Origin of the sequence: Collinsella phocaeensis (genome assembly GCF_900119895.1) — a bacterium.
Taxonomy (GTDB): domain Bacteria; phylum Actinomycetota; class Coriobacteriia; order Coriobacteriales; family Coriobacteriaceae; genus Collinsella; species Collinsella phocaeensis.
Window position 1 is genome coordinate 59,205 of sequence record NZ_FQLR01000003.1, and the last position, 24,199, is coordinate 83,403.

16 protein-coding genes are annotated in these 24,199 nt (G+C 64.8%); 5 read left to right on the forward strand and 11 right to left on the reverse strand.

All coding sequences use genetic code 11. The annotated features are described in order from the left end of the window. Positions 1-79 precede the first annotated feature (79 nt). Positions 80-1,141 carry a threonine aldolase family protein gene (locus BQ7355_RS00970; protein ID WP_240307277.1) on the forward strand — a complete coding sequence of 354 codons (1,062 nt, stop codon included), beginning with the start codon at positions 80-82 and terminating at the stop codon, positions 1,139-1,141. A gap of 531 nt (positions 1,142-1,672) precedes the next feature. On the opposite strand, the gene BQ7355_RS00975 is transcribed toward BQ7355_RS00970, so the two are convergent. Together BQ7355_RS00975 and BQ7355_RS00980 are read right to left on the reverse strand one after the other, a co-directional pair. Beyond that, complete coding sequence (locus BQ7355_RS00975; protein WP_083581367.1) at positions 1,673-2,722, reverse strand: DMT family transporter; 1,050 nt, start codon at positions 2,720-2,722, stop codon at positions 1,673-1,675. Positions 2,723-2,945: 223 nt separating this feature from the next. Beyond that, the gene (locus BQ7355_RS00980) at positions 2,946-5,567 is read right to left on the reverse strand and encodes an ATP-dependent Clp protease ATP-binding subunit (protein ID WP_072414513.1); all 2,622 of its coding nucleotides are present in this window, start codon (positions 5,565-5,567) and stop codon (positions 2,946-2,948) included. A gap of 233 nt (positions 5,568-5,800) precedes the next feature. Between BQ7355_RS00980 and BQ7355_RS00985 the strand changes: the two genes are divergently transcribed. Continuing rightward, positions 5,801-6,943 carry a response regulator transcription factor gene (locus tag BQ7355_RS00985; RefSeq protein ID WP_205407537.1) on the forward strand — a complete coding sequence of 381 codons (1,143 nt, stop codon included), beginning with the start codon at positions 5,801-5,803 and terminating at the stop codon, positions 6,941-6,943. 74 nt (positions 6,944-7,017) lie between these two features. On the opposite strand, the gene BQ7355_RS00990 is transcribed toward BQ7355_RS00985, so the two are convergent. The 5 genes from BQ7355_RS00990 to BQ7355_RS01010 all read right to left on the reverse strand — a co-directional run bounded on the left by BQ7355_RS00990 (position 7,018) and on the right by BQ7355_RS01010 (position 13,482). After that, on the reverse strand, positions 7,018-8,358 hold the full coding sequence (locus BQ7355_RS00990; protein ID WP_072414515.1) for a GntP family permease: 1,341 nt from the start codon (positions 8,356-8,358) through the stop codon (positions 7,018-7,020). Positions 8,359-8,429: 71 nt separating this feature from the next. Beyond that, positions 8,430-9,347 carry a succinate--CoA ligase subunit alpha gene (gene sucD / locus BQ7355_RS00995; protein ID WP_072414516.1) on the reverse strand — a complete coding sequence of 306 codons (918 nt, stop codon included), beginning with the start codon at positions 9,345-9,347 and terminating at the stop codon, positions 8,430-8,432. Positions 9,348-9,349: 2 nt separating this feature from the next. Then, complete coding sequence (locus BQ7355_RS01000) at positions 9,350-10,480, reverse strand: ATP-grasp domain-containing protein (RefSeq protein WP_072414517.1); 1,131 nt, start codon at positions 10,478-10,480, stop codon at positions 9,350-9,352. Between the two features lie 90 nt (positions 10,481-10,570). Next, on the reverse strand, positions 10,571-11,947 hold the full coding sequence (locus tag BQ7355_RS01005; protein ID WP_072414518.1) for an aldehyde dehydrogenase family protein: 1,377 nt from the start codon (positions 11,945-11,947) through the stop codon (positions 10,571-10,573). Between the two features lie 122 nt (positions 11,948-12,069). Further along, positions 12,070-13,482: an SLC13 family permease gene (locus BQ7355_RS01010; RefSeq protein ID WP_072414519.1), complete on the reverse strand. Its 1,413-nt coding sequence runs from the start codon at positions 13,480-13,482 to the stop codon at positions 12,070-12,072. Positions 13,483-13,959: 477 nt separating this feature from the next. On the opposite strand from BQ7355_RS01010, the gene hpfH reads away from it, so the two are divergent. The 3 genes from hpfH to BQ7355_RS01025 all read left to right on the forward strand — a co-directional run bounded on the left by hpfH (position 13,960) and on the right by BQ7355_RS01025 (position 18,731). After that, positions 13,960-14,910: a (2S)-3-sulfopropanediol dehydratase activating enzyme gene (gene hpfH, locus BQ7355_RS01015; RefSeq protein WP_072414520.1), complete on the forward strand. Its 951-nt coding sequence runs from the start codon at positions 13,960-13,962 to the stop codon at positions 14,908-14,910. Between the two features lie 47 nt (positions 14,911-14,957). Further along, a complete protein-coding gene (gene hpfG / locus BQ7355_RS01020; protein ID WP_072414521.1) occupies positions 14,958-17,462 on the forward strand; it encodes a (2S)-3-sulfopropanediol dehydratase in 2,505 nt (834 codons plus the stop codon). A gap of 120 nt (positions 17,463-17,582) precedes the next feature. After that, positions 17,583-18,731 carry an iron-containing alcohol dehydrogenase gene (locus tag BQ7355_RS01025; RefSeq protein ID WP_072414522.1) on the forward strand — a complete coding sequence of 383 codons (1,149 nt, stop codon included), beginning with the start codon at positions 17,583-17,585 and terminating at the stop codon, positions 18,729-18,731. Between the two features lie 310 nt (positions 18,732-19,041). Here BQ7355_RS01025 and BQ7355_RS01030 read toward each other — a convergent pair whose 3' ends face one another. From BQ7355_RS01030 to tatA, 4 genes are all read right to left on the reverse strand, one after another. Beyond that, the gene (locus tag BQ7355_RS01030; RefSeq protein ID WP_072414523.1) at positions 19,042-20,499 is read right to left on the reverse strand and encodes an aminoacyl-histidine dipeptidase; all 1,458 of its coding nucleotides are present in this window, start codon (positions 20,497-20,499) and stop codon (positions 19,042-19,044) included. A 486-nt stretch (positions 20,500-20,985) separates the two neighbouring features. Continuing rightward, positions 20,986-22,983, reverse strand: a complete 1,998-nt coding sequence (gene lysS, locus BQ7355_RS01035; RefSeq protein WP_072414524.1) for a lysine--tRNA ligase — start codon at positions 22,981-22,983, stop codon at positions 20,986-20,988. Positions 22,984-23,119: 136 nt separating this feature from the next. Beyond that, positions 23,120-23,593, reverse strand: a complete 474-nt coding sequence (gene greA / locus BQ7355_RS01040; protein WP_072414525.1) for a transcription elongation factor GreA — start codon at positions 23,591-23,593, stop codon at positions 23,120-23,122. A gap of 115 nt (positions 23,594-23,708) precedes the next feature. Then, entirely contained in the window at positions 23,709-23,963 is a 255-nt protein-coding gene (gene tatA / locus BQ7355_RS01045; protein WP_072414526.1) for a twin-arginine translocase TatA/TatE family subunit, read from the reverse strand. Positions 23,964-24,199: the final 236 nt, after the last annotated feature.

Consider the following 24,199-nt stretch of genomic DNA (forward strand, 5'->3'; position numbering starts at 1 on the left):
TTCGAATCGACGTCCCATTATATGTGACAATGATTGCTGTTTGACGAACCCGTTGCACAAGAAAGGCGGCGCAGGCACGATGAGCACCATCCATCAGTTCCGCAACGATTATTCCGAGGGCGCGGCGCCCGAGATGCTCGAGGCGCTCGTGCGCACGAACGGCGAGCAGACCCCCGGCTACGGCACGGACGCCCGCTGCGAGAGGGCGGCCGGGCTCATCCGCGGGGCGATTCAGCAGCCGGACGCCTTCGTGCAGTTCATCCCCGGCGGCACGGCGGCGAACATCGTGGCGATCAGCGCCCTGACCGATGAGTTCGAGGGCCCCATCCTCGCCGCCGACGCGCACCCAACCGCGCACGAGACCGGCGCGATCGAGGGCTGCGGGCGGCGCATCTTGGCGACCGCCGACCCCTTCGGCATCCTCACGCCCGAAGAGTGCGAGCGCATCTACACCGCGTCGGTCGCCGGCGGATGCCACACCACGCGGCCGGGCATGATCTACTTCTCCAACACGAGCGAGTTCGGCCACGTGTACGCGCGCGCCGAGTTCGACGCCCTGTGCGACTGGGCGGAAGGCCACGAGCTCGCCGTGTACGTCGACGGCGCCCGGATGGCCAGCGCCCTGGCATCCGAGGGCTGCGACCTCACGATGGACCATATCGCCGCGCGCGCCGACGCGTTCACGCTCGGCGGCACGAAGGCGGGGATGCTCTTCGGCGAGGCCCTTGTGGTGAGCCCCCGGACCGCGCGCGGGCGGCGCGCCATCGAGCGCATCCCCTACCTCACCAAGCGCGCGGGCCACATGACCGCCAAGGGCCGCCTCATGGGCGTGCAGTACGAGGCGGCCTTCACGCCAGACGAAGACGGCACCCTTCCCTACCTGCGCCATGCGGCAAACGCGAACGCCTGCGCCGTGAAGCTCGCGGAGGGGCTCGTCGAGGCCGGACTTGAACCCTATGCCGTCACCCCGGGCAACCAGCAGTTCTTCTGGGCGACCCGCCCTGTTGCCAGCGCGATCTCCGACGCCTGCGGAGCGGAGATCTCCTATGTCCAGGGACGTCCCGTCCTGCGCTTCGTGACCAGCTGGGCGACGACGGCGGCGGACGTCGACGAGCTCATCGCCTTCGTGCGCGCCCTCTAGCCGGTCCTCTCGCCAGACACCGACGCATCGCGCGCGCTCTCAGCAAGGGAGCCGCCCTCACGGGCGGCTCCCTTCTCGTTTAGCGAACGGGCAGGCATCCTGAACGCCCGAAACGGGGGTCTCGGGTCGCTTGGAGTGCGCTTCGTGACGCATCGCTAACGTTTTTCGTATTCATAAACGATTGTGCTTAGTACACAAGACAAGTGGCAATTCTTATCCTGCGGTTATTCTGAACCGCCCCGCCTCGCTACTCGCCTCATACGCCAATCCGTACGAAAAACGCTATAGATCGCAATGCGACGACGCCGCCGAAGGTCTTATACCGTATTCCATGCGCCATGGCAGGCGCCAAACCGCTCCGATGCGGAACAAAATGACGTGGAAGCACGCCAAAGCCCTCCAAAAAGCATGTCGATGCCGTCGCCGCGCCCCGACCCGTGCCCAGGGTTCAGTCAAACGGGGCGAGAAACTTGCGAGAGCCTCAAAGAGGCCGGCCGCCTCCAAAAGGGAGAGCGGCCGGCCTGCATACCGTTACTTCTTAGGAAACCATCTCCTCAAGAAGCTGAAATGCGTCTCGGAGAGCACGATGGACAGGAAGATCAGCGCGAAGCCGAAGATAAGCTTGCCCGTGAGCACCTCGCCTGCCATCAACACGGAGAACAGCACACCCGAGGGGCTCTCGAGCGAAAGCAGCAACGAGCCGGTCGCGGGCGGCACATGGGAAAGCGCCTGGTTCTGAAGGAGCAGGCCGACCGTCGTGCAGACCACGGCGAGGAAGACGAGCTGCCCGATGACCTGCGGCGTCCAGTTCTCCATGGGAACGCGGGGCTCGAACACGAGCGTCGCGATCAGCGAGAACAGGCCCACGAAGAAGAACATCCACGAGGTGAGGACGCTCACGTCGCGCGTGCGGCCGATATGGCCGACGACCGCCATATCGATCGCGAAGAACACGGCGCCCACGAGCGTCAGCAGGTCGCCCATCTGGATGCTGAAGTCGTCCAAGGCCACGAAGCCGACGCCGACCAGGCACAGAAGCGCCGAGGCGACATGCCATTTCGTGACGCGCTCGCGGAACAGCACGAGCGCGATGAAGGGAACGAGGATGCAATAGGTGCCCGTGAGGAACGCGTTCTTGCCGGGCGTGGTGTCCACGAGGCCGAGCGTCTGGGCGGCATACGCCGACCAGATGACGCAGCCCATGAGCACGCCGAACCCGAGGTACTCACGGTTGAGGTGCGCCTTGATGCGCTTGTGGAAGATGCAGAACATAATGACCGCCGACAGCAGGAAACGGCAGGCGAGCAGCATGAACGTGGGCACGGTGTCGAGCACGGTCTTCATGGTGAGGAACGAGTAGCCCCAGATAAGGGCCATGACAACGAGCATGAGCTTCCAGAACAGCGGCGAGCGGGCGCCGGCTCCACGCAGGGCTCCCGGCGCGCGGTCCTCAGGCGGGACCGGCACCTCGTCATGCGAATCCGACGTGAGCAGGGACGCCCATGCCTCGGCTTCGTGCTCATCCCTCACGCCCGCGCGGCACGATCCCGCACGGCCCTGGCCCGTCCTCTTCTCCGTCATGGCAGCACCCGTCTCCCCGCAGGCGTGGTGTCCGCGCGGAGCGCCGCCTGTCATCCCCTATGCACTCTGTGACGCCGGACCCCCGGCGTCACAGAAATGTACCATGCTGAGCTGGAGTTTCTCAATCCAGCTGGATAAAGCGGGCAAGGACAAGAAATCCCGCCTGGGTGCGCCGTCATGCGGCAACGCCCGGGCGGGACCCGTCCAAACAACCTGTGGCGCGCTATCGCGTGGCAGCGCCCATCTGAGAGCCGCCGAGGGCCGCGGGGCGAGGAGCGGAGGCGGACGACCGGGGCGCCGCCTCGAAGCTACCGCCGAGCGCGCTGGACGGCCGCGGCGCGGGAATCTCGCCGGTGCCGTGGCTGAAGACGAACTTGCCGTCCGCCACGTCGCACAGCACGGTGTCGCCCGCGCCCCACTCGCCCGCCAGCAGCTCCTCGGACAACGGGTCCTCGATCAGGCGCTGGATGGCGCGGCGCAGCGGACGCGCGCCGTTGGTGAGGTCGGTGCCCTCGGCCACGATCTTCTCGATCGCCGCGTCGGAGAGCTCGATGTTCATCCCGTTGGCGATCAGGCGCTGGCGCAGGTCGTCGACGAGCAGGCCCGCGATCGCGGTGAGCGAGGCGCCGGTGAGCTTCTTGAACACGACGATGTCGTCGATGCGGTTCAGGAACTCCGGGCGGAACAGGCGCTTGAGCTCCCCCATCGCGCGCGTGCGGATCTCGTCGGCGGTGAGGCCCGCCTCCCCGCTCGTGCCGAAGCCCACGCTCGCGTCCTGGGCGATCTCGCGCGCGCCCACGTTGCTCGTCATGATGATCACCGTGTTGCGGAAGTCCACGGTCTTGCCCTGGCCGTCGGTGAGACGCCCCTCGTCGAGCACCTGCAGCAGCACGTTGAAGATGTCCGGGTGCGCCTTCTCGATCTCGTCGAACAGGACGACCGAGTACGGATGCCTGCGGACCGCCTTGGTGAGCTGGCCGCCCTCCTCGTGCCCCACGTAGCCCGGGGGACTGCCGATGAGCTTCGAGACCTCGTACTCGCTGCCGAACTCGGACATGTCGAAGCTGATGAGCGCGTCCTTGCTGCCGAACAGGTACTCGGCGAGCGTCTTGGCGAGCTCGGTCTTGCCCGTGCCCGTGGGGCCCAGGAAGATGAACGAGCCGCCGGGACGGCGCGGGTCCTTGAGCGGACTGCGGCTGCGGCGGATGGCCTTCGCCACGGCGGCGACCGCCTCGTCCTGGCCGATGATGCGGCCCTTGAGCGCGCTCTCGCACGCGAGCAGGCGGCGGCTCTCGCTCTCGGTGAGCGAGCTCACCGGGACGCCGGAGGTCACGGACACGATGTCGGCGATCTGCGCGACGTCGATGGTAAGCGGGCTCGCGGCGGTGTCGGCGTTCCAGGCGGCACGCGCCTCGGCGAGCTCGATCTCGGCCAGGTGCTGGCGGTCCTTGAGCTCGGCGGCGCGGTTCATGTCGTCGTCGCCGGCAGCCTGCTCCACCTCGCCGGCGAGCTCGGCGACACGGGCCTCCGCGGCGCGAACCGACTCCGGCGCGCGCCCCGCGGCGATGCGCGCGCGGGCGCCGGCCTCGTCGATGAGGTCGATGGCCTTGTCGGGCAGGAAGCGATCCTGGATGTAGCGGGACGAGAGGCTCGCGGCGGCCTCCACCGCGGCGGGCGTGTAGCGCACGCGGTGGTGCTCCTCGTAGCGGGGAAGCAGCGCGTTGAGGATCTTGACCGTGTCCTCGACGCTGGGCTCCTCGACGTCGATGGTCTGGAAGCGGCGCTCGAAGGCCGGGTCCTTGGTGAGGTACTTGCGGAACTCCTCGGCCGTGGTGGCGCCGATGATCTGGAAGGACCCGCGCGCGAGGACGGGCTTGAGCATGGAGCTCGCATCGATCGAGCCCTCGGCGGACCCCGCGCCGATGAGGGTGTGCATCTCGTCGATGAACAGAATGATGTCGTCCGCCTTGGTTGCCTCGCTGATCACGCCCTTCAGGCGCTCCTCGAATTCGCCGCGGTACTTGGCGCCCGCCACGAGCCCGGGCAGGTCGAGCGCCCAGACGTTCTGGTTGGCGAGGTTGTCCGGCACGTCGCCCGTGGCGATCCGCTGCGCGAGGCCCTCGACGAGCGCCGTCTTGCCCACGCCCGGGTCGCCCAGGATGAGCGGGTTGTTCTTGGTGCGGCGAGACAGGATCTCCAGCATGCGCGACACCTCGCGCTCGCGCCCGATGACCGGGTCGAGCTTGCCGGCGCGCGCCTGCTCGGTGAGGTTCGTGGCGAACTGCTCGAGCATGCTGTCGCTCTGCTGGGCGCCGCGGCCCGCCTCGCCCGAGAAGAAGGGCGACCCGGCTCCCGGCCTGCCGGCCCCGGCCCCGGCCATGGGGCGGCCGTGCCCCTGGTCCTTCGCCGTGAGCTTGTCCACCGCGGCGTGCACCGAGGCCCCTGAGACGCCCAGGCGCTTCAGGATGTCGGTCGCCATGCCGTTGCCCTCGTCCACGATGGCGAGCAGCAGGTGCTCGGTCGAGACGTACGTCTGGTTGTTCTCGCGCGCCAAGCGGAACGAGCGCTCCATCACCGCGATGACGCGCGGGGTGAAGGCGAGCTTGGCGGCCTCCGCCTCGGGCTGTTCCCCCGGGACCGTGGCGCGCATCTCGGTGAGCTGCGACAGGATGTCCTCGTAGCTGATCTCGAGGTCGCGCAGCGCCTCGGCGGCGATGCCCTCCTGCTCCTTGGCGAGCGCGAGCAGCAGGTGCTCGGTCCCCACCTTCGTGGAATGCTGGGCCAGCGCTTCCTCCTTCGCGAGCGCCATGACCTTGCGCGCGCGGTCGGTGAATCTATCTAACATGCGTCTACCTCGCTGATGCTCGAAACATATCGTATGCAGGTGTACCCAATGGCGCTCAATCATAACCGATTGCACGGACGCGCGCTCAGCGCCCATGGAATAAGCGACACCGCACAGGAATTCGCTTCGAAACCGCATGCGTCATCTCGAAAGACGCGCCGGGCTTCCCCATTTCTACGATACGATTACGAAGTCTTGTAAAAAACGGTACTATTTTCCCGAGGGCACCGAAGATGGGAGAGATTATGGTCGACCGTGCAACAGGCTCAGGCAGCTTTGTGCCCGTCGAGCTTTTATCTAAGCTCACTGACCACCAGCTCTACGCTAGAGAATTCTTCTGTCAATCCCTTCTTGAAGACATCGCCCAATGCTACCAGCCAGATAACATCGCATTTTTCTACTTCAACCGCAACGGAGAGTTTCTCTCCCTACGGACGCCCAATGCCTTTGTGCTCAAATCCGCGGAAGACCCATACACCGCCTTCTCGGGCCTCGACGTCGTCCGTCACACGATTCACCGCGACGCGGTGCACGATGGCCTCACCTACTTCAACACCGTGCCGCGCCTCTACAAGTCAACCGATATCATTTCGGCGTACGCCTACGACGACGCTCCCTATACGCGTTTCATCGAGGACCATTTCGGAGCGCACTACAGCGCCACCATGGCCTTCGGCATGAACGCATACATTCAGGTCGCGTTCTATAAAACTCGCGAGCACGGCGACTTCACCGGGCAGGAAATGGACCTGCTTGAACAGCTTTATGTCTACCTAGCGAGCTCCTATCGCACCTTCAAAAAGTACGAGCAGTCCAACATCATCGCCGAAATAATGAGCAAGATCATCAAGATGGGAGAGCATGCGTTCCTGATCGCCGACGATTATTCTCATATACTCAGCTGCAACGAGCAGGCAGAGGATTATCTCGCCGAGCTCTTGGGAATCCAATCGATCGAGCATCAGAATCCCGAAATCGCTTGTGCATGGCTTCCCTTCCTGCTCAACCCGCGCGGCGAGCAAGTCGGCCCCGAAGGCCATATCAATACCATCAAAGACTATGTATTCAACGTCCGCGCGTACGATCGCACCTACTCCAACGGCATCATCGACCGCTATTACTGGGCGACCATCTCCAAACAATGCGATACGGTCAATGAATATGCCGGAGCCGCGCCACGACTTTCCTACCTCACCCGTTCCGAGCAGAAGGTCGCGCTGCTTCTTGACGCAGGTCTCACCTACCAGGAGATCGCCGAGGAGCTCGTCATCTCGTTCCATACCGTCAAAAAGCACGTGCAGAGCATCTATAAAAAGTGCGGAGTCAACAACCGGATGCAGTTCTCCCGGTGGCTGGAGCAGGCAGACGAGTCCTGACAATCCGGGCTCCCCACGATGTGCCAAATCACGACGTGGAGAGCCCCAGAAACCTCGCGCAGATACCATATCGGCTACAGGAAGAACATCGATGCGAACAGGGTCACGACCAGCGAGTTGAACAGCGGGAAGATGGCCCCAAGGATGAACTCGTGATAGTACGCGTTGCGGTACGTGAGATGCGTATAGTTCAGGCGGTTGATCGCGTTGCCGTTGTACGGCATGGTGTCCAAGCCGTAGCATGAGACGTTCACGATACGGTGGATGACGTCGGGAGAGATGCCCATCGCGAGGAACCGATCGGACAGGGCGCCCAACGCGATGCCCTCGCCGCCGGCGGCCGAACCCGTGATCCCAGCGATAAGGTTCGCCGAGATCCATAGCTGCACCAACGGAGGGCCGGGCATGTTGGCGAGGTTGTCGACGATGAAGGCGAAACCCGGCGTCAGCTCGACCGCCGCCCCGAAACCCACGACGACGGCAACGTTCATGAGCGAGCGAATCGTAGAAAGCGTACCGTCACGCAAGGTGTCGGCCAGGCTCTCGAAATGCGTGAAGTAGAGCGCGAGGCAGACGATGCATCCGTAAATGAGGGCGACATAAGGTTCGACATGGAAGACGTTCATGCTCACGAGCAGGACGATCGAAGGGGAGAGCGCGCGCAGGAGCTGCATGTTGCTGCAGGTCATGGTAAGGATGTTCTCGTCCAAGACGTTCGCATAGCGATCCATCTCCGCACCGGTCTCCAGGTAGCCCTCGCCGCGGCGCTCCGTCTTGCGCACGGCGTACCAGATGTACCACGCGCCAAACACGATGCAGTTCAGCGTGGCGATCATGCCGAGCTCGGGGGCGGCCATGGGCGTGGTCCCCAAATACTCCATGGGGATGAGGTTCTCGATGCACGGGGAGCCCGGCAGCGTCGCCGTCCACATGCATCCGCCGTACACGATGATCGGGATCACGAAATGCCAGGGGATGTCGAACTTCTTGAAGATCTGACGGCAGATCGGCGCGATGGTAAAGACGACGACCGCGCCGCTCACGCCGCCGAGCGACAGCAGCGCGGTGACGATGGACAGGCCCATGACAACCCAGTACTTAACGTGCTTTCCGCCGAAATTCTCAGCAAGGTTACCGAAGTAGACCGCGATATCTCGGGCGGCCCCGCAATCGGCGAGCATCGAGCCCAAGATGCACGCGGGCAGAAACAAGGTGAAGTTGGAGATGATGAAGTCTCCCATGCCCTGCGCGAAGGCGCCGTCGAGCGTCTCGAACACGGGCTGGCCGGCAGACGCGATGACGATCGCGGCCGATACCGGCGCGACCGCGAGGATCGGATATCCCTTCATCGCACCGACGACGAGCACCACGAAGGCGCAGAAGAGGCCGACAAGGCTTGTGATCTCTGGGCTCATGGGGTTACTCCGTGTCGTTTCCTGCCTTGGGCAGACGCGCCGCCCCGCATGCGCAGGGCGGCGTCAAGCGATTAATCTACACGCTCCTCGAGCGATTTCAAGCGCCCTTCGGTCCTGGCGTTGAGCTCGTCGATCTTCTCGACGATGACACCCGGCGTGGGACAGACCTCGACGCCCGCTTCCTTGAGCGCGGCGACCTTCGACGCAACCGTCCCCATGCCGCCGCTCACGATGGCACCGGCATGGCCCATGCGCTTGCCCTCGGGGGCGGACATGCCCGCGATGTAGGCGAAGACCGGTTTTTTGAGCCCGATCTCGCGAATCTTCTGCGCGCAGAGCTCCTCGCTGATGCCACCGATCTCGCCGATGATGACGATGGCGTCCGTGTCCTCGTCCTCGGCGAACAGCTCGATGGCCTCGGCGTGGTTGGTGCCGATGACCGGATCCCCGCCGATGCCGATGCACGTGGACAGGCCGAAGCCCTTGAAGGTGAGATTCGAGGCGGTCTCATGGGTCAGCGTGCCGCTGCGCGAGATGATGCCGATGTGGCCCTTGCCGTAGATGTAGTCCGGCATGATGCCCACCTTGCACTTGCCGGGCGAGATGATGCCGATCGTGTTGGGGCCGACGACGCGCGCGCCCAGCTCGCGAGCGCGGCGAACGACGGCGAGCGAGTCGTGCACCGGCACGAACTCGGTGATCATGACGAGCAGCTTGATGCCCGCCTCGAGCGCATCGAGGGCGGCATCGCGCACGAACTTGGGCGGGACGAGCAGCATGGCCGTCTCGACCTCGGGGAACCGCTCGCGCGCAGCCTTGACGGTATCGAAGACGGGAACGCCTTCGACCTCCTGACCGCCCTTGCCGGGCGCTACCCCGCACATCAGCTTCGTCGGCGTCTCGAGCGTGCGCTTGCAGTGGATGCGCCCCTGCTTGCCCGTGATGCCGATGATCATCATCTGCGTGTCTTCGTTGATGAGGACGCTCATCCTTAAGCCTCCTTCAAAGCCATGAGGGCACGGACCGCTTCGTCGGTGGTGCCGTACTTGACCTGCGTGAAGCCAAGCTCCTCGTACATCTTCCAACCCTGCTCCTGGTTGAACCCGCGACTCTTGACGACGACGGTCTTGCCGCCGACGAACTCGCGGTAGGCACGGGTGATGCCTGCAGCCATGTCGGCGCAGTTGTTGATGCCGCCGAACACGTTGACGAGGACGTACTTTGTCTCGTCGTTGGCGAGCAGGATTCGCATCGCCTGATAGGTCTTCTCCTCGGTCACGCCGCCACCGAGGTCGAGGAAGTTGTTCACGCGGCCACCGTAATGGCGGACGGTGTCCATCGTCGCCATCCCGATGCCGGCGCCCCCGGCCATCGTTCCGATATCGCCCTCGGGGTCGATCTCGATATAGTTGAGGTCGAACTGGCGGGCATCGGCCTCCTGCGGCGACAGCTCGTCCTCGCCGCGGGGCACGATCACGTAGTCGCCCTGGCGGGTCAGCGCGTTGTCGTCGATGACCAGCTTGCAGTCGATGGCGAGCAGGCTTCCGTCCTCGAGGGCGACGAGCGGGTTGATCTCGAGCGTCGTGGCGTCGAGCTCAACGAACGCGCGCATGAGCTTCTCGGCGAACACGATGATGCCCTCGAGGCGGTCGTCGGCCATGTCGAAGCGCGCGCACGCGGCGCGGAACTCCTCGGCGTCGAAGCCGTCGCTGCAGTCGAAGCGGAGCAGCTTCTCCGGCTCGTTCGCGGCGAGGTCCTCGATCTCGGTCCCGCCGAACGGCGTGAACAGCATGAGGATCGAACGGGTGCCGGCGTCGAGCGTGAGGCCCAGATAATATTCCTGCGCGATGGGCAAAAAGCCGCACGCAGCGATGCCCAGCATCTTCTTGCCGTTGATGCTCACATGGCTGATAGCCTCGTACGCGGCCTCCAGTTCCTCCTGCGAGCGAACGACCTTCACGGCGCCGTTCTGCCCGCGATGGCCGGCAAGGATCTGACCCTTGAGAACGCAGGGGAACTCCATCCCCTCGGGCAGCGCCGGGCCGTCCATGAGGGGCGTCTCGTTGACGGGGATACCGAAGCGCTCGAGCTGGCGCTTGCCCTCTATCTCCAGATAATCCATCTCAATCCCTTCAGGAGACGGGGCGGGCGCTGTCGCCCGCCCCATGCATTGCGAGTTCGCCGCGGTCGGCAGGCCGCGACGGGAGCGACCCTATTCCCAGGCAAGGGCCGGATCGGGCAGGTAGGACTTCTCGAGCGGATAGCCCACGCGCGTGATGTTCATCAGGTGGACATAGCTGAAGTTGCCGCTGAAGCTGTTGTTGCCCCAGGAGCCGCAACCGAGCGTGGTGGTCGCCCCGAAGCCGTTGGTCGGGCTGCCGCCGCCGGTGGTACCAGCGGGCTGGTTCACGACGACGCGCGAGACGGAGCACTGGATGGCAGCGTACTCGACGTGCTCGGGCGTATTGGAGTGGACGGCGATGCTGTGGCCCTTGCCCTCGAACTCGAGGTTCTCGACCATGTAGGAGACACCCTGCTCGAACGTCTCGTACGGGTACACGGCGATGACCGGGCAGAGCTTCTCGCGGCACAGGTCGTCCGCGCGACCGATGCCCTCGGCCTTGACGCACAGGACGCGCGTGCCGGCCGGGACCTCGATGCCGAGCTTCTCGGCGACCTCGCACGCGGTGAGGCCCACCACGTCGCGGCTGATCGGGCCGCCCTCGGGGAACAGCCCCTCGCGAATCTTGCCTGCGGTCTCGGGATCGTCGAAGTAGCATCCGCCGTGCTCGACGAGCTGAGACACGAACTCGTCGTAGCTCGCCTGCGGCACGAAGACGGTCTGCTCGCCGAGGCAGATGAGGCCGTTGTCGAAGCTGCGGCCGATGATGACCTTCTCGGCCGCGGCGGCCAGGTCGACGTCCTCGTCGATGATGCACTGGACGTTGCCCTGCCCAACGCCCAGCGAGGGCTTGCCGGAGGAGTACGCGGCCTTCACCATGGCGGGGCCGCCGGTGGCGACCACGATATCGGCCGCGGACATGAGCGCACCGCTGTCCTCGAGGGACACGTGCTCGAGGCCCAGGACCAGGTCGCGCGGAAGGCCGAGCTTCTCGAGCTCATCCTGGAACAACGAAACGATGCGCTTGGTGATCTCAACGCAACGCGGATGCGGCGCGAAGATCACGGAGTTGCGGGTCTTGAGGGCGAAGGCGGCGTTACACATCGGAGTGACCACCGGGTTGGTGGACGGGATGATCGCGGCGACGACACCCATGGGCTTCGCGACCTCGTACATGCCGTGCTCGTCATCGCGGGAGATGACGCCGACCGTCTTCTTGTCCTTGATGCTCTCCCAGATCAGAGAGGACTTATTGCGGCACTTGGCGATCTTGTCCGCGGGATTGCCCATGCGGGACTCCTCGGCGGCCTGAGGGCCGAGAACCTCCGCGTTGTCGTACACGACCTTGCACACGGCACGGGCGGCGGCGTCGGCCTGCTCCTGCGCGGCGAACTCGAACTGCTTCTGAGCGGCCTTGGAACGGGCGACGAGCTCCTCGACGGAAGGATAGGTTTCGATATCGGACATGGGATACATCTCCTTGCATCGGTTCAGGGGGCATCGTGTCCCCTGTTGCGTTTTGCATGCGATTGGCTCGTCGGCTCCGCCTCGAGAGGGACCGCAGGGGAGCCGACATGCGGGGCGAGGGTCTAGAGGGTGAGGAAGGTGGGCCAGACCTGCATGAGCACGAAGCCGAGGACGACGATGATCACGAGGCGGGCGATGAAAAGCGGCATGCCCTTGCTGAGCATGTCCGACGGGCTCAGACCGTAGCTCGCCGGGACGGCGCGGATGCTGACGGGCAGCAGGAACTCCGCGTCGAAGGCCATGACGGTGATGAGCCAGTACGGGATCGGGTTGAGACCGGTCTGGGTGGCGAAGGCGAGTACGATGGGCACGATGCACGCGGCGGACACGGTCGAGCTCGTGAGCTCGGAGATGACCGCAGCGATGAGCACGAACATGATGATCGTGGTGATGCCGCCGTCGAATGCGAAGCCCTGGATGATGGTGGCGATCTGAGCCGTGGCGCCGGAGCCGTTCAGCAGGGTGCCGAGCGCGAGGCCGCCGGCGAAGAGGTACATCATGCCCCACATGACGCCGGACTGCGCCTCAGGCCACGTCATGATCTCCTTGCCCTTGTAGGTGCAGAAGAACGAGAGCATGCCCATGCCGACGAAGATGTAGGCGGGAACGAGCGAGGGAAGGAACGCGGAGAAGAGGGGGCGGCAGAGCGCTCCGAAGAACGCGACCAGGAAGAAGATGCCGCACAGAGCCTCATCGCGCTTGATGGGACCCATCTCGCGATAGCCCTCGGTGAAGAACTCCTTGGAGCCCTTGAGCGGCTCGACCTTACGGAACATGGCCATCATGAGCGCGAAGAACACGACCGCGCAGACCAGGACGTAGGGCAGGAAGCGCACGATCCAGTCCACGTACATGACCTCGATGCCCAGCTGCTCCTGCAGCAGCGAGATGGCGGTCACGTTCATGGCGCCGCCCAGCGGGGTGATGATGCCGCCGAGCACGGTGCCCCAGGCGATGGCCAAAAAGATCGGAGGGCCGGCGGGGCAGTCCGAGAGCCCCTCGTACCCTGCAGCCTTGATCATGGCGAGGGCGACCGGGCAGAACAGCGCCACCACGGCGATGTTGGGAAGGACCGCGGAGAAGAGCATGCTCGCGATGAACCAGACGATGAGCTGGGACGTGAGCGACGTGCCGACAACCGACAGGATCTTGTAGGCGACGCGGCGGTCAAGACCCGTCGCCTTCCAGGGAACCGTGAGCAAGCAGGCGCCGAAAACCAGAACGATGCTCTCAGAGAAGTACTGGGAGATCACGTTGGTCATGGGCACGATGTTGAACAAAGCGTTGATGGGAATGGGAAGCAATGCGGTGACCGTGAGGTCGACGGGCCGCGAGACCCACCAGAACACCATCCACGCCAACGTACCGACCGCAAGCGCACCGGGGCCCGTCAGGGCATCGGCGAAGGCGAACGCGCAGACCGCGAACAGCACGGGGCCGATGATGAGGTAAGCGAGACGCTTCTTGAAGTCCATACTGCTTCGCTCCTTTCACTATGACGAATCTCGTATCCAGCCCCGCGGCGCGCTTGGGCGCCATTCCGCGCACGCGGGTATCGCACCGGGCGGAACGTGCCCGGACCACGATTGAAAAACCGACGGGCCGCCGTACGCGCAAAGGCGCCGGCGACATCTGACGAGGTCTGCGGGCGACGGGGTGCCGGCAAAATGTGCCTCGATTTCGTCGATTTGAGTGTAGTCAGAACGAGCCGCGCTTTTCGGCGGTAAAGAGCAAGATGGGCAACCCCGGCCCCAAGATAAGGAATCCGGCTACCCCCTCACCCGAAAGATGGTCATTCCATCCACTACTCGAACTCCATGTGACCCAGTACTTTACAGATATCGATGCATCGCTGGAAACCGACACCCTCTTGCGATGACACGGGCCGCGCCCGGCGCGGCACAGCTCGCTGGCACCCGACCCGGGCGCCCAATTCCGAAAGGACCGAAGGAATGAGTCAGACGGGCATCGTCTTCAACGTCCAGCGCTACACCATCCACGACGGACCCGGCCTGCGCACGGAGTTCTTCCTCAAAGGCTGTCCTTTGCACTGCGCATGGTGCAGCAACCCCGAGAGCTGGGACCCCAAGATCCAATACGGCGTGTACAGCTCTAAGTGCATCGGCAAAGACGCCTGCGGCGCGTGCCTCGAGGCATGCGAGCACCCCGAGGCGCTCACGTTCAAGAAGGGCAGGCTTGCCCGTATCGACTACTCCCTCGTCACAGACGGCAAGGAGCTCTACGACGCGTGCCCGTCGGACGCGATCAAGCAGTGGGGCTACGAGATGACCGTCGATGAGTGCATGAAGGTCGTCCTCAAGGACAAGGGCTACTACGAGCGCTCCGGCGGCGGGGTCACCGTCTCCGGCGGCGAGCCCCTCCTGCAAAGCGAGTTCGTCGCGGACCTTTTCGCCGCATGCCACGAGGCGGGCGTCCAGACCTGCTGCGAGTCGACCTTCCATGTCGGTTGGGACGCGATCGAGCGCGTCATGCCCGTGACCGACATCTTCATCTCCGACCTGAAGACCATGGACACCGAGATGCACCGGAGCCGTATCGGGGCGGGCAACGAGCTCGTCCTCGACCACCTGCAGCGCGTCGTCGACGCCGGCTGCGACCTCATCTTGCGCATCCCCGTCATCCCCGGCGTCAACGACGGCATGGACAACGTGCGCGCGACCGCCGACTTCATCCTCGACAGGCTCCACGGGCGCATACGCGTCCTCCAGCTCTTGAGCTTCATGCGCCTCGGCGTGGAGAAGTACCAGTCCCTCGGCATGCCCTACGGCATGCGCGGGGTCAAGGTCGAGCGCGAGGCATTTCAGGCCCATGTCGACGAGATCGCCGACTACTTCTGCAGCCGCGGCATCCATTGCGTCGTCGGCACCAAGGAACGTCAATAAGGCGGCGCGCCGAGAAGACCGACGCGCCCACGAGCAAGGAGGCAAACATGAGCCAACTTCCGGCAAGAGAGCACGCGTACCACACCGACGCGCGCGGCACCGAGCCCTTCGACAAGACCTATAGCCTCGGCTATCAGGTCCATCACGAGGACTGGTCGCCCTTCCCGCGCGTCAACCGCCTGCGGCAGACCTTCCTCGACGGCGAGTACTACATCGACGTCGAGCGCCTGCGCCTGGTGACCGAAGCCTACAAGGAGCACGCGGTCGCTCCGCGCAAGCTCCAGTGCGCCTACGCGTTCGAGAAGGTCCTGCGCGAGTGCGAGCTGTTCGTCTACGACGACGACCTGATCGTCGGCGAGATCGCCGCCCCCTCCAAGGCGTCCCCCATCTACCCTGAGTTCTCCGTGGACTGGATCATCCGCGAATCCTATGAGCACCCGACGTTCGAGGAGCGCGAACACGACCAGTTCTACTACCGCAACGAGGACGAGCGCCGCGAGGCCGTCGAGCTCTGCGCCTGGTGGAAGGGAAAGACGGTCGAGGACCTCATCAACTGCCGCCTCGACCACGACCAGCTCAAGGGCTCCGAGGTGGGCGAGAAGATCTTCCAGACCAACCTCTACCACTACGCGGGAACCGGCCATCTGGCCATCGACTACCCGCGCCTCATGAAGCTCGGCTTCGGGGGCCTCATCGATGTCATCCAGGGCAAGCTCGACGCCCTCGACATGCGCGACCCCGAGTACGGCGACAAGCGCGACGAGTACCGCGCCATGATCATCATGTATCGTGCCGCCGAAGCCTACATCGAGCGCTACGCCGCCCTCTGCGAGCAGAAGGCCGCCGAGACGGCAGACGACGCCCGCCGCGAGGAGCTCGCCGCTATGGCCGCCAACCTGCACGAGATCTCCGCGGGCGCCCCGAAGAGCTTCTGGCAGGCCCTCCAGCTCTTCCAGATCGCCACGTCCCTCATCCAGGTCGAAAGCAACGGCCACTCCATCTCCTACGGCCGCATGGACCAGTGGCTCTTCCCGTTCTACGAGGCCGACATTGCCTCCGGCGCCATCTCTAAGGAGTTCGCGCTCGAGCTCATCGAGGTCGAGTACGTCAAGATGAACAACCCGACCAAGCTCAAGGACGCCGGCTCCATGGCCGTCCGCAACGGCCGCGGCTTCGGCGGCGAGAGCCTGACCATCGGCGGCGTCGACAGCGCGGGCAACGATGCGACCAACGACCTCACCATGCTCATGCTCGAGGCGTCCGCCCACACCCGTATGATGAACCCCTGGGTCTGCGTGCGCATGCACGACAAGACCCCGTACGAGCTTGTCGTCAAGACCGTCGAGTGCGTGCGCGCCGGCTACGGCCATCCGAAGATCTTCAACGACGGCCCTGCGGTCAAGGGCATGATGCGCAAGGGCATGCCCGTCGAGGAGGCGCGCGACTACTGCGTCGTCGGCTGCGTAGAGATCGATCTGCCGGGCAAGGAGTACGGCTGGCACGACGCCGCCTACGTGAACACCCCCAAGATGATGGAGATGGTCCTCAACGGCGGCAAGAGCCTCAAAACCGGCGAGCAGCTCGGGCCCGACACCGGCTCCCTCGAGACCTATCAGTCCTTCGAGGAGGTCCTCGAGAGCGTCGACGCCCAGTTCGCATACTGGACCGACCAGATGTGCAGCAGCCTAAACATCATCGACGCGGCGCACCACGACCGCAAGCCCCTGCCCTACGTCTCGGGCTTCTACGAGGACTGCGTCGAGAGCGGCCATGATCTCACCGAGGGCGGCGCCAAATACAACGGCATCGGGCCCCAGGCCTCCGGCATGGGCACCTGCGCCGACTCGCTGTGCACGATCAAGCAGCTCATGTTCGACGAGAAGCGCGTGAGCGGCGCAGAGCTGCTCCAGGCCGTCAAGGACAACTGGGAGGGCCACGAGAAGCTCCATGCGCTCGTGAACAGCTCCAAGGTCCACCACTACGGCAACGACGACGATTACGCCGACGAGCTCTTCCGGTACATGTTCGAGTGCTACTGCCGCCATATCGCCGGTCGCCCCACGCGCCGCGGCGGCCAGTTCAACCCCGGCGTGTACTCGGTCAACGCCAACGTCGCCATGGGTATGAACACCTTCGCGTCGCTCGACGGCCGCAAGGCCGGCGAGGCGATCTCGGACAACATGGCCCCCGTCCACACCGATGCCGGCTCCCACGACATCGAGGGTCCCACAGCCATCGTCAACTCGCTTTCCAAGGTTGATCACAGCCTCGCGTCCAACGGCACCCTCATGAACCTCCGCTTCCCCGAGGACGCCGTCTCCGGCGTTGAGGGCCGCGACAACCTCGTCAGTTTCATCGAGGAGTACATCTCCAAACAGCCGATGCACGCCCAGTTCAACATCATGAGCGCCGCGAAGATGCGCGCCGCCCAGAAGCACCCCGAGGACTACAAGGACATGCTCGTGCGCGTCGCCGGCTACAGCGCGTACTTCGTTGAGCTCGGCAAGCCGTTGCAGAAGGACCTCATCCAGCGCACCGAGCTGCACTTCTAGTCGCTCGCCTCGCGTCAACGCACCAGGGCGGCGCCCAAGTCGCAGCCGAGCGGCCGCATACGACATGCACAGCGGGCCCGCGCAGAGCGCGCGGGCCCGCTATCGAGAACAGGAGCACGCATGAACCCCTACACCTTCAAGATTCCCCAAACCGTCGAGTTCGGAGTCGGGGCGCTCGCGAAGCTGCCCAGCATTCTGGATGAGCTCGGAAGCGAGCACGTCTTTCTCGTCTCCGACCGCATGCTCGAGAGCATCGGCGTCGTCGGAAAGGTGACCTCCATCGTCGAACGAGCGGGCATCGATTGCACCTGCTTCCTTGAGGTCGAGCCCAACCCAACCGTCGCCATCGTCGAGACGGCAGCCGAGGCGTACGCCGCCAGCGGCGCCACCAGCATCATCGCCCTCGGCGGAGGCAGCCCCATGGACGTCGCCAAGGCGGTTGGCGTCCTCGCGACCTTCGGCGGCAATATCACCGACTACGAGGGTGCCAACAAGATCCCCGACCGCATCCTGCCCCTCATCGCCATTCCCACCACCGCGGGCACGGGCAGCGAAGCAACCGCTTCGGCGGTCATCACCGACGTCGAGCGCAACTACAAGTTCTCTGTCGTGAGCTACAACATCCTCCCCGCTTACGCCCTGCTCGATCCGGAGCTCATCATGACCGCTCCCGCAGGCGTCGCGGCGTCTTGCGGCGTCGACGCCTTCATCCATGCGATGGAGGCATACGTCTCGCGCAACGCCTCCCCCTTCACCGATGCCGTCGCAGAAAAAGCCATGCAGCTCATCGGCGCGAACATCCGCAGGTTCGTCGCCTGCCGCCAGGACGCCGAAGCCGCATCCGCGATGATGGTCGGCAGCAACCTGGCGGGCATCGCATTCGCCTGGGCACGCCTGGGCAACATCCACGCCATGAGCCATCCCGTAAGCGCCTATTTCCACGTTGCCCATGGCGTGGCCAACGCGGTTCTCATGCCGACCGTCGTCGAGTACAATGCCCTCGCCGACAATGGGCGCTATCGCGTCATCTTCGACGCCATCCGCGGTTGCAACGATCCGATCGAGCGATTCGAGCCCAGCATGCTCGTCGATGAGCTGCGTCGCCTTAACGCCGATCTTGGGCTTCCCGCCAGCCTTTCGGAGGTCGGCGTCACCGAGGATACCTTTGAGGCCATGGCAGAAGATGCCATGAAGAGCGTCAACGTTCCCGCAAATCCGCGCCAAACCACGAAGCGCGATATCATCGCGCTCTACAAGAAGGCGCTGTAGCCCATTACCGTCACCCGCTACGCGCGCCGCATGCGTGCACGTAGCGGCACCGCACTTCTCTCCCCTCTTCGGCACTCCGCGCAAAAGCCTCCCTCGGTCGCCATATGAGCGGTTTTCCTTTGTTTCCCCGATGCACGCCACGCGAAGGCGCATCAGGACGCCTCTCTCCACCGGTTGTTGGCGGCCCGCGCGGTGCCATACAGAAAGCGGGCAGGACCTCAATCCTGCCCGCTTTTTTGCACATTGCACATCGAGCATGCGGCGCGCCCGCGAATTGGCGCGCGCAGGCCGGACTTCGAAGACTCCCGGCCTACGCGGCCATACGGCGCAGCACGTCGACGAGGAGCGTGTAGAAGTTCTCGAACGAGGCGAGGTCCATGTGCTCGTCGGGCGTGTGGACGTCGTGGAGCTGCGGGCCCACGGCGATGGCGTCGAGCCCGTCGAGGGCATCGGCGAACAGGCCGCACTCGAGGCCGGCATGGATGGACTCGATCTTGAGCTCGGTGCCGAACAGGTCGCGGTAGCTCTCCTGGAACACCTCGCGCACGGGGGAATGCTCGACGTAGCTCCAGCCGGGATACTCGTACTCGAAGATCACGTCGAAACCCAGGACCTCGGCGAGCGTCGCGATGCGGTCCTTGACGTCGTCCTGCAGCGAGGAGATCGAGGAGCGCGGGGACAGCAGGATCTGAATCTGGTCGTCGGTGACCGCGACCACGCCGATGTTTGAGGACACCTCGACGGATCCGTCGGCGGCGACGTTGCGACGCATCACGCCGTTGGGGGCGAGGCGCAGCGCGCGGACGAGGGCGAGCGCGTCGTCCTTCGCCATGGCATCGACCTCCGCGTCGTCGGCGATCTCGATCGCGCAGGCGAAACCGGGGTCGAAGACCTCGAGCTCGGAGGCGATGTCGGCCGCGATCCCCTGGGCGAGTTCGGCGCCCGCCGCCGCGGCGGCATGGTCGGCGTAGACGAGAACCGCCTTGCACTCGCGGTTGATGGCGTTGTCCTTGGTGCCGCCGTTGAAGGTCACGAGCGCCGGGTCGCCGGCGGCCATGAGGCGCTCGACGATGCGGGCCATGAGCAGGTTGCCGTTGCCGCGCTCGAGGTGGATGTCGGCGCCGGAGTGGCCGCCGAGCAGGCCGGAGATCTCGAGCGTGAGGGTGCTGCCGCATGCGTGCTCGCGGGTCACCGGGCGCGTGTAGGTCGCCACGACGCCGCCGGCGCAGCTCACTGTGGCGACGCCCTCCTCCTCGGAGTCGAGGTTGATCATGATGCGGGCGTCGATCTGGGACTTGTCGAGCGTCTCGGCGCCCACGAGGCCGGTCTCCTCGTCCGTGGTGAACACGCACTCGAGGGCGGGATGGACCAGCGCGTCGTCATCGAGGACCGTGAGCATGAGGGCGACCGCGACGCCGTTGTCGGCACCGAGCGTGGTGCCGTTGGCGCTGAGCACGCCGTCCTTCACGACCAGGTCGATGCCCTCGTTCTCGAAATCATGCTCGACGCCGGCGAGCTTGTCGCACACCATGTCGATGTGGCCCTGGAGCATGACCGCGGGAGCGCCCTCCGCTCCGGCGCTTGCCGGCTTCTTGATGATCACGTTGTACACGTCGTCCTGATAGACCCACAGGTCGCGCTCCTTGGCGAACGCGACGAGAAAGTCGCTGATGGCCTTCTCGTTGCGCGAGCCGCGCGGAATCGCGCTGATGTCCTCGAAATAATGGAACAGTTTCTCGGGCTTGTAGCCGCAGATCTTGTACTCCATGAGCTCCTCCTTGGCGCATCTGGAATCAATGTACCCATACGGTTCTTATTTTCCCAAAGATTGCTCATCGAAGTCGCAAGAATACGCCAGCAGCGTAAAAAGCAGCAGGGAACGGCTGTGAAATATACTGCTATCCGATAATTCTATTCAGTTGAGCGGCTGGTCATAGGAACCGGAGGGCAGAGCCGGATCGAAAGGCCGGAAACCCGACGGTTGGGCCCCGACCTCGATGTGGCGCCCGCCCCAAAGCTGAGGCCCCATTCATCTTCTCCGACCACGCATCGCGGATCGAAAAGGGCCTGCAGGCGCCAGCCGGATTTCGAGCAAGGGCCGCTTTCCGCGACCCATCATCAAGATAGAGAAAAGCCACGTTTCCCGAAAAGGAAACGTGGCTTTGCATCGATTGCAGACGGGGCGCGCGGACCGTTGTGCGTTTGCCCCAGCCCCCTTACCTCGATTTAGGGGCTGTCCCTAAATCGAGGCGGCCTAGTAGAGCTTGGCGCCGGCGGGGATGGCGTCGTCCACGATCAGCACGTTGAGGCGCTCGGGGGTCTCCTCCCCCTCCTGCTCGGCGTGGACCGCGGAGATGATCATGCCGCAGCTGGGGATGCCCATCATCTTGCGCGGCGGCAGGTTGGTGATGGCGATGAGCGTCTTGCCGATGAGGTCCTCCGGCTCGTAGTAGTCATGGATGCCGGACAGGATCGTGCGGTCGGTGCCGGTACCGTCATCCAGCGTGAAGTTCAGCAGCTTCTTGGACTTGGGCACGGCAACGCAATCCTTGACCTTAACCGCGCGGAAGTCGCTCTTGGCGAAGGTGTCGAAATCGACGAAGTCCTCGAAGAGCGGCTCGACGACGACCTGGGAGTAGTCGATCGTGGGCTTCATGGGCACAAGGAACGGGCTCGCGGACGCACCGGCCTCGGCCATCTGGGCGGCCTTGGCGGCAGCGGCACCGGACTTGGAGCCCTTCTCGGGCTTCATGTGCGGGAACAGCAGGACGTCGCGGATGGACGTGGAGTTGGTGAGCAGCATGACGACGCGGTCGATGCCGATGCCGATGCCGCCCGCCGGGGGCATGCCGTACTCGAGCGCACGCACGTAGTCCTCGTCGTACTCCATGGCCTCGTCGTCGCCGGAGGCCTTCTCCTCCATCTGCGCGGCGAAGCGCTCGGCCTGGTCGACCGGATCGTTGAGCTCGGAGAACGCGTTGGCGTACTCATGACCGGCGATGACCAGCTCGAATCGGTGCGTGAGGCGCGGGTCGTCCTCATTGCGCTTGGCCAAAGGCGACACCTCGACGGGATAGTCGCATACAAAGGTGGGGTTCACGATGGTGTCCTCGCCCAGCTCGTCATAGAGCTCGGCGACCAGCTTGCCGGCGGTCCACTCGGGCCTGGTCTCGATACCGCGCTCGGCACAGGCGGCGCGCAGCTCCTCGACCGGGGTGTCGAGCGTGATCTCGCGGCCGAGGACCTCGGACACGACGTCGGTCATGGAACGGCTTGCCCACGGGGAGAACAGGTCGATGGCCTGGCCCTGGTAGTCGATCGTGCCCTCGAGGCCGATGGCGCGCGCGGCGGCCTTGATGACGCCCTCGGCGAGCTCCTTCATGCCCTCGAGGTCGGAGTAGGCGCGATAGGCCTCCATGGTGGTGAACTCGGGGTTGTGGGTGAGGTCCATGCCCTCGTTGCGGAAGATGCGGCCGATCTCGAACACCTTCTCGTAGCCGCCCACCAGCAGGCGCTTGAGGTGCAGCTCGGTGGCGATGCGCAGGTAGTTCTCCTGGTTGAGCGCGTTGAAGTGCGTGATGAACGGCTTCGCGGTGGCGCCGCCCTGGATGGACTGCAGGATGGGGGTCTCGACCTCCATGTAGCCGTTGTCCTCCATGTAGCGGCGGAAGGTGGAGATGATCAGCGAGCGCTTGCGGAAGGTCTCGCGCACGTCCTCGTTCACGATGAGGTCGACGTAGCGCTGGCGATAGCGGGTCTCCTTGTCGGAGAGGCCGTGGAACTTCTCCGGCAGCGGGCGCACGGCCTTGGACAGCAGGCGCGCGGTGCGGGGCGCCACGGAGAGCTCGCCGCGCTTGGTGCGCACGACGACGCCGGTGGCCTGGACGATATCGCCCAGGTCCAGGGACTTGAGGACCTCCCAGGAAGCCTCCTTCACGTCGTTCACGCGGCAGAAGAGCTGGATGTCGGCGGAGGGGTCGCGCAGGACGAGGAACATGATCTTGCCCTGGCCGCGCTTCGCCACGATACGGCCGCCCACGGTGACGGGCTCGGCGGCCTCTTCCTCGTTGGCGAGCCCGGCGTAGCGCTCGAGCAGGTCGGCGGCGTGGTCGGTCACGTCGGAGTGCTCGGGATAGGGGTTCTTGCCGGCGGCGTACAGCGCGGCGCGGTCCGCCAGGCGACGGGCGCGCTCGTCGTTCAGGGTGTTGGCGGCCTCGGCCTCGGTCGTCGCGGTCGTGGTGTTCTCGGCCATGGTTTCCTCTCCTATGACGAATCGGCGACAGGGCTCACGGTACCTCCCCGTCGCCCAAACACGGGCGTAAACGAAAACCGCCCCCCAGGGCCGTAGGCCTCGAGGGGCGGGCGAGCGCTAGGATTTCGGCGAAACCCTAGCGCGAGATCTTGGTGATGGTGTAGACGCGGGAAGCGCCGGAGGGCGTCACGACCTCGACGGTCTCGCCGGCGCCGTGACCGATGATGGCGCGGCCGACCGGGGACTCGTTGGAGATCTTGTGCTGCAGGGAGTTGGTCTCGGTGGTGCCCACGAGGGTGACCTCGGTGACCTCGCCGTCGGCATCGACGAGCGCGACGGTGCTGCCGATGGAGACGATCAGATCCTGATCGCTCTCGGAAGCATCCTTCGCGTTGGCCAGGATGGCCTGGATCTCGGCGATACGGGCGGCGTTGCGGGCCTGCTCCTCCTTCGCGGCGTCGTACTCGGCGTTCTCGGAAAGGTCGCCGAACGCGCGGGCTTCCTTGATGTGCTCGACGATCTCACGGCTCTTCTCGCCCTCGCGCCACTCGAGCTCCTCGATGAGCTTCTGGCGGCCTTCGGCGGTCAGTACGATCTCGCTAGCGTCCATGCGGGCTTCTCCTTGCTATCCCCTGCGCGCTTGCGCGCGCTGCTACGTAAACACGGAATGACCGGCCAACCCCTTCGGGGAAGCCGGTCATCGCTCACCCCGTTGCGGGACGAGGTTACTCGGCGTCCTGCGCGGACTCCTTCTTGGCCTTAGCCTCGGCGAGCTTGGCCTCGAGCTCGCGGATCTCGGCGTCCTCAGTGGACTCCTCGATGACCTCGGTCTCCTCGGGAGCGTCATCACCCTCCATGCCCTCACGGATGTTCTTCACCGTCTTGCCGAGCGACTTGCCGAGCTTCGGCAGGTTCTTGGGCCCGAAGATGACCAGCACGACGATGAGGATCAGAATCCATTCCATACCTTTAGGAAACATGGTAGTCCTTCCAGATTGCGGCAACGCGAGCTCGGACACGCGTGCATCCGACGAAGAGCCGGGTGTTCCAGCTCGAACGAGTATACCCCGCTTGCGCTGCGCGAACAACTCCGCCACATTTTCGACCGGACGCGTCCAGGCCGCGGAGCGCCCGCCCCTCAGGCCCGTGCCCACGGCGCGGCGTGCGCGCCCGGAACCCGCCAGAACCGGCGGGCGCGCGGGCCATCTCGTCAAAT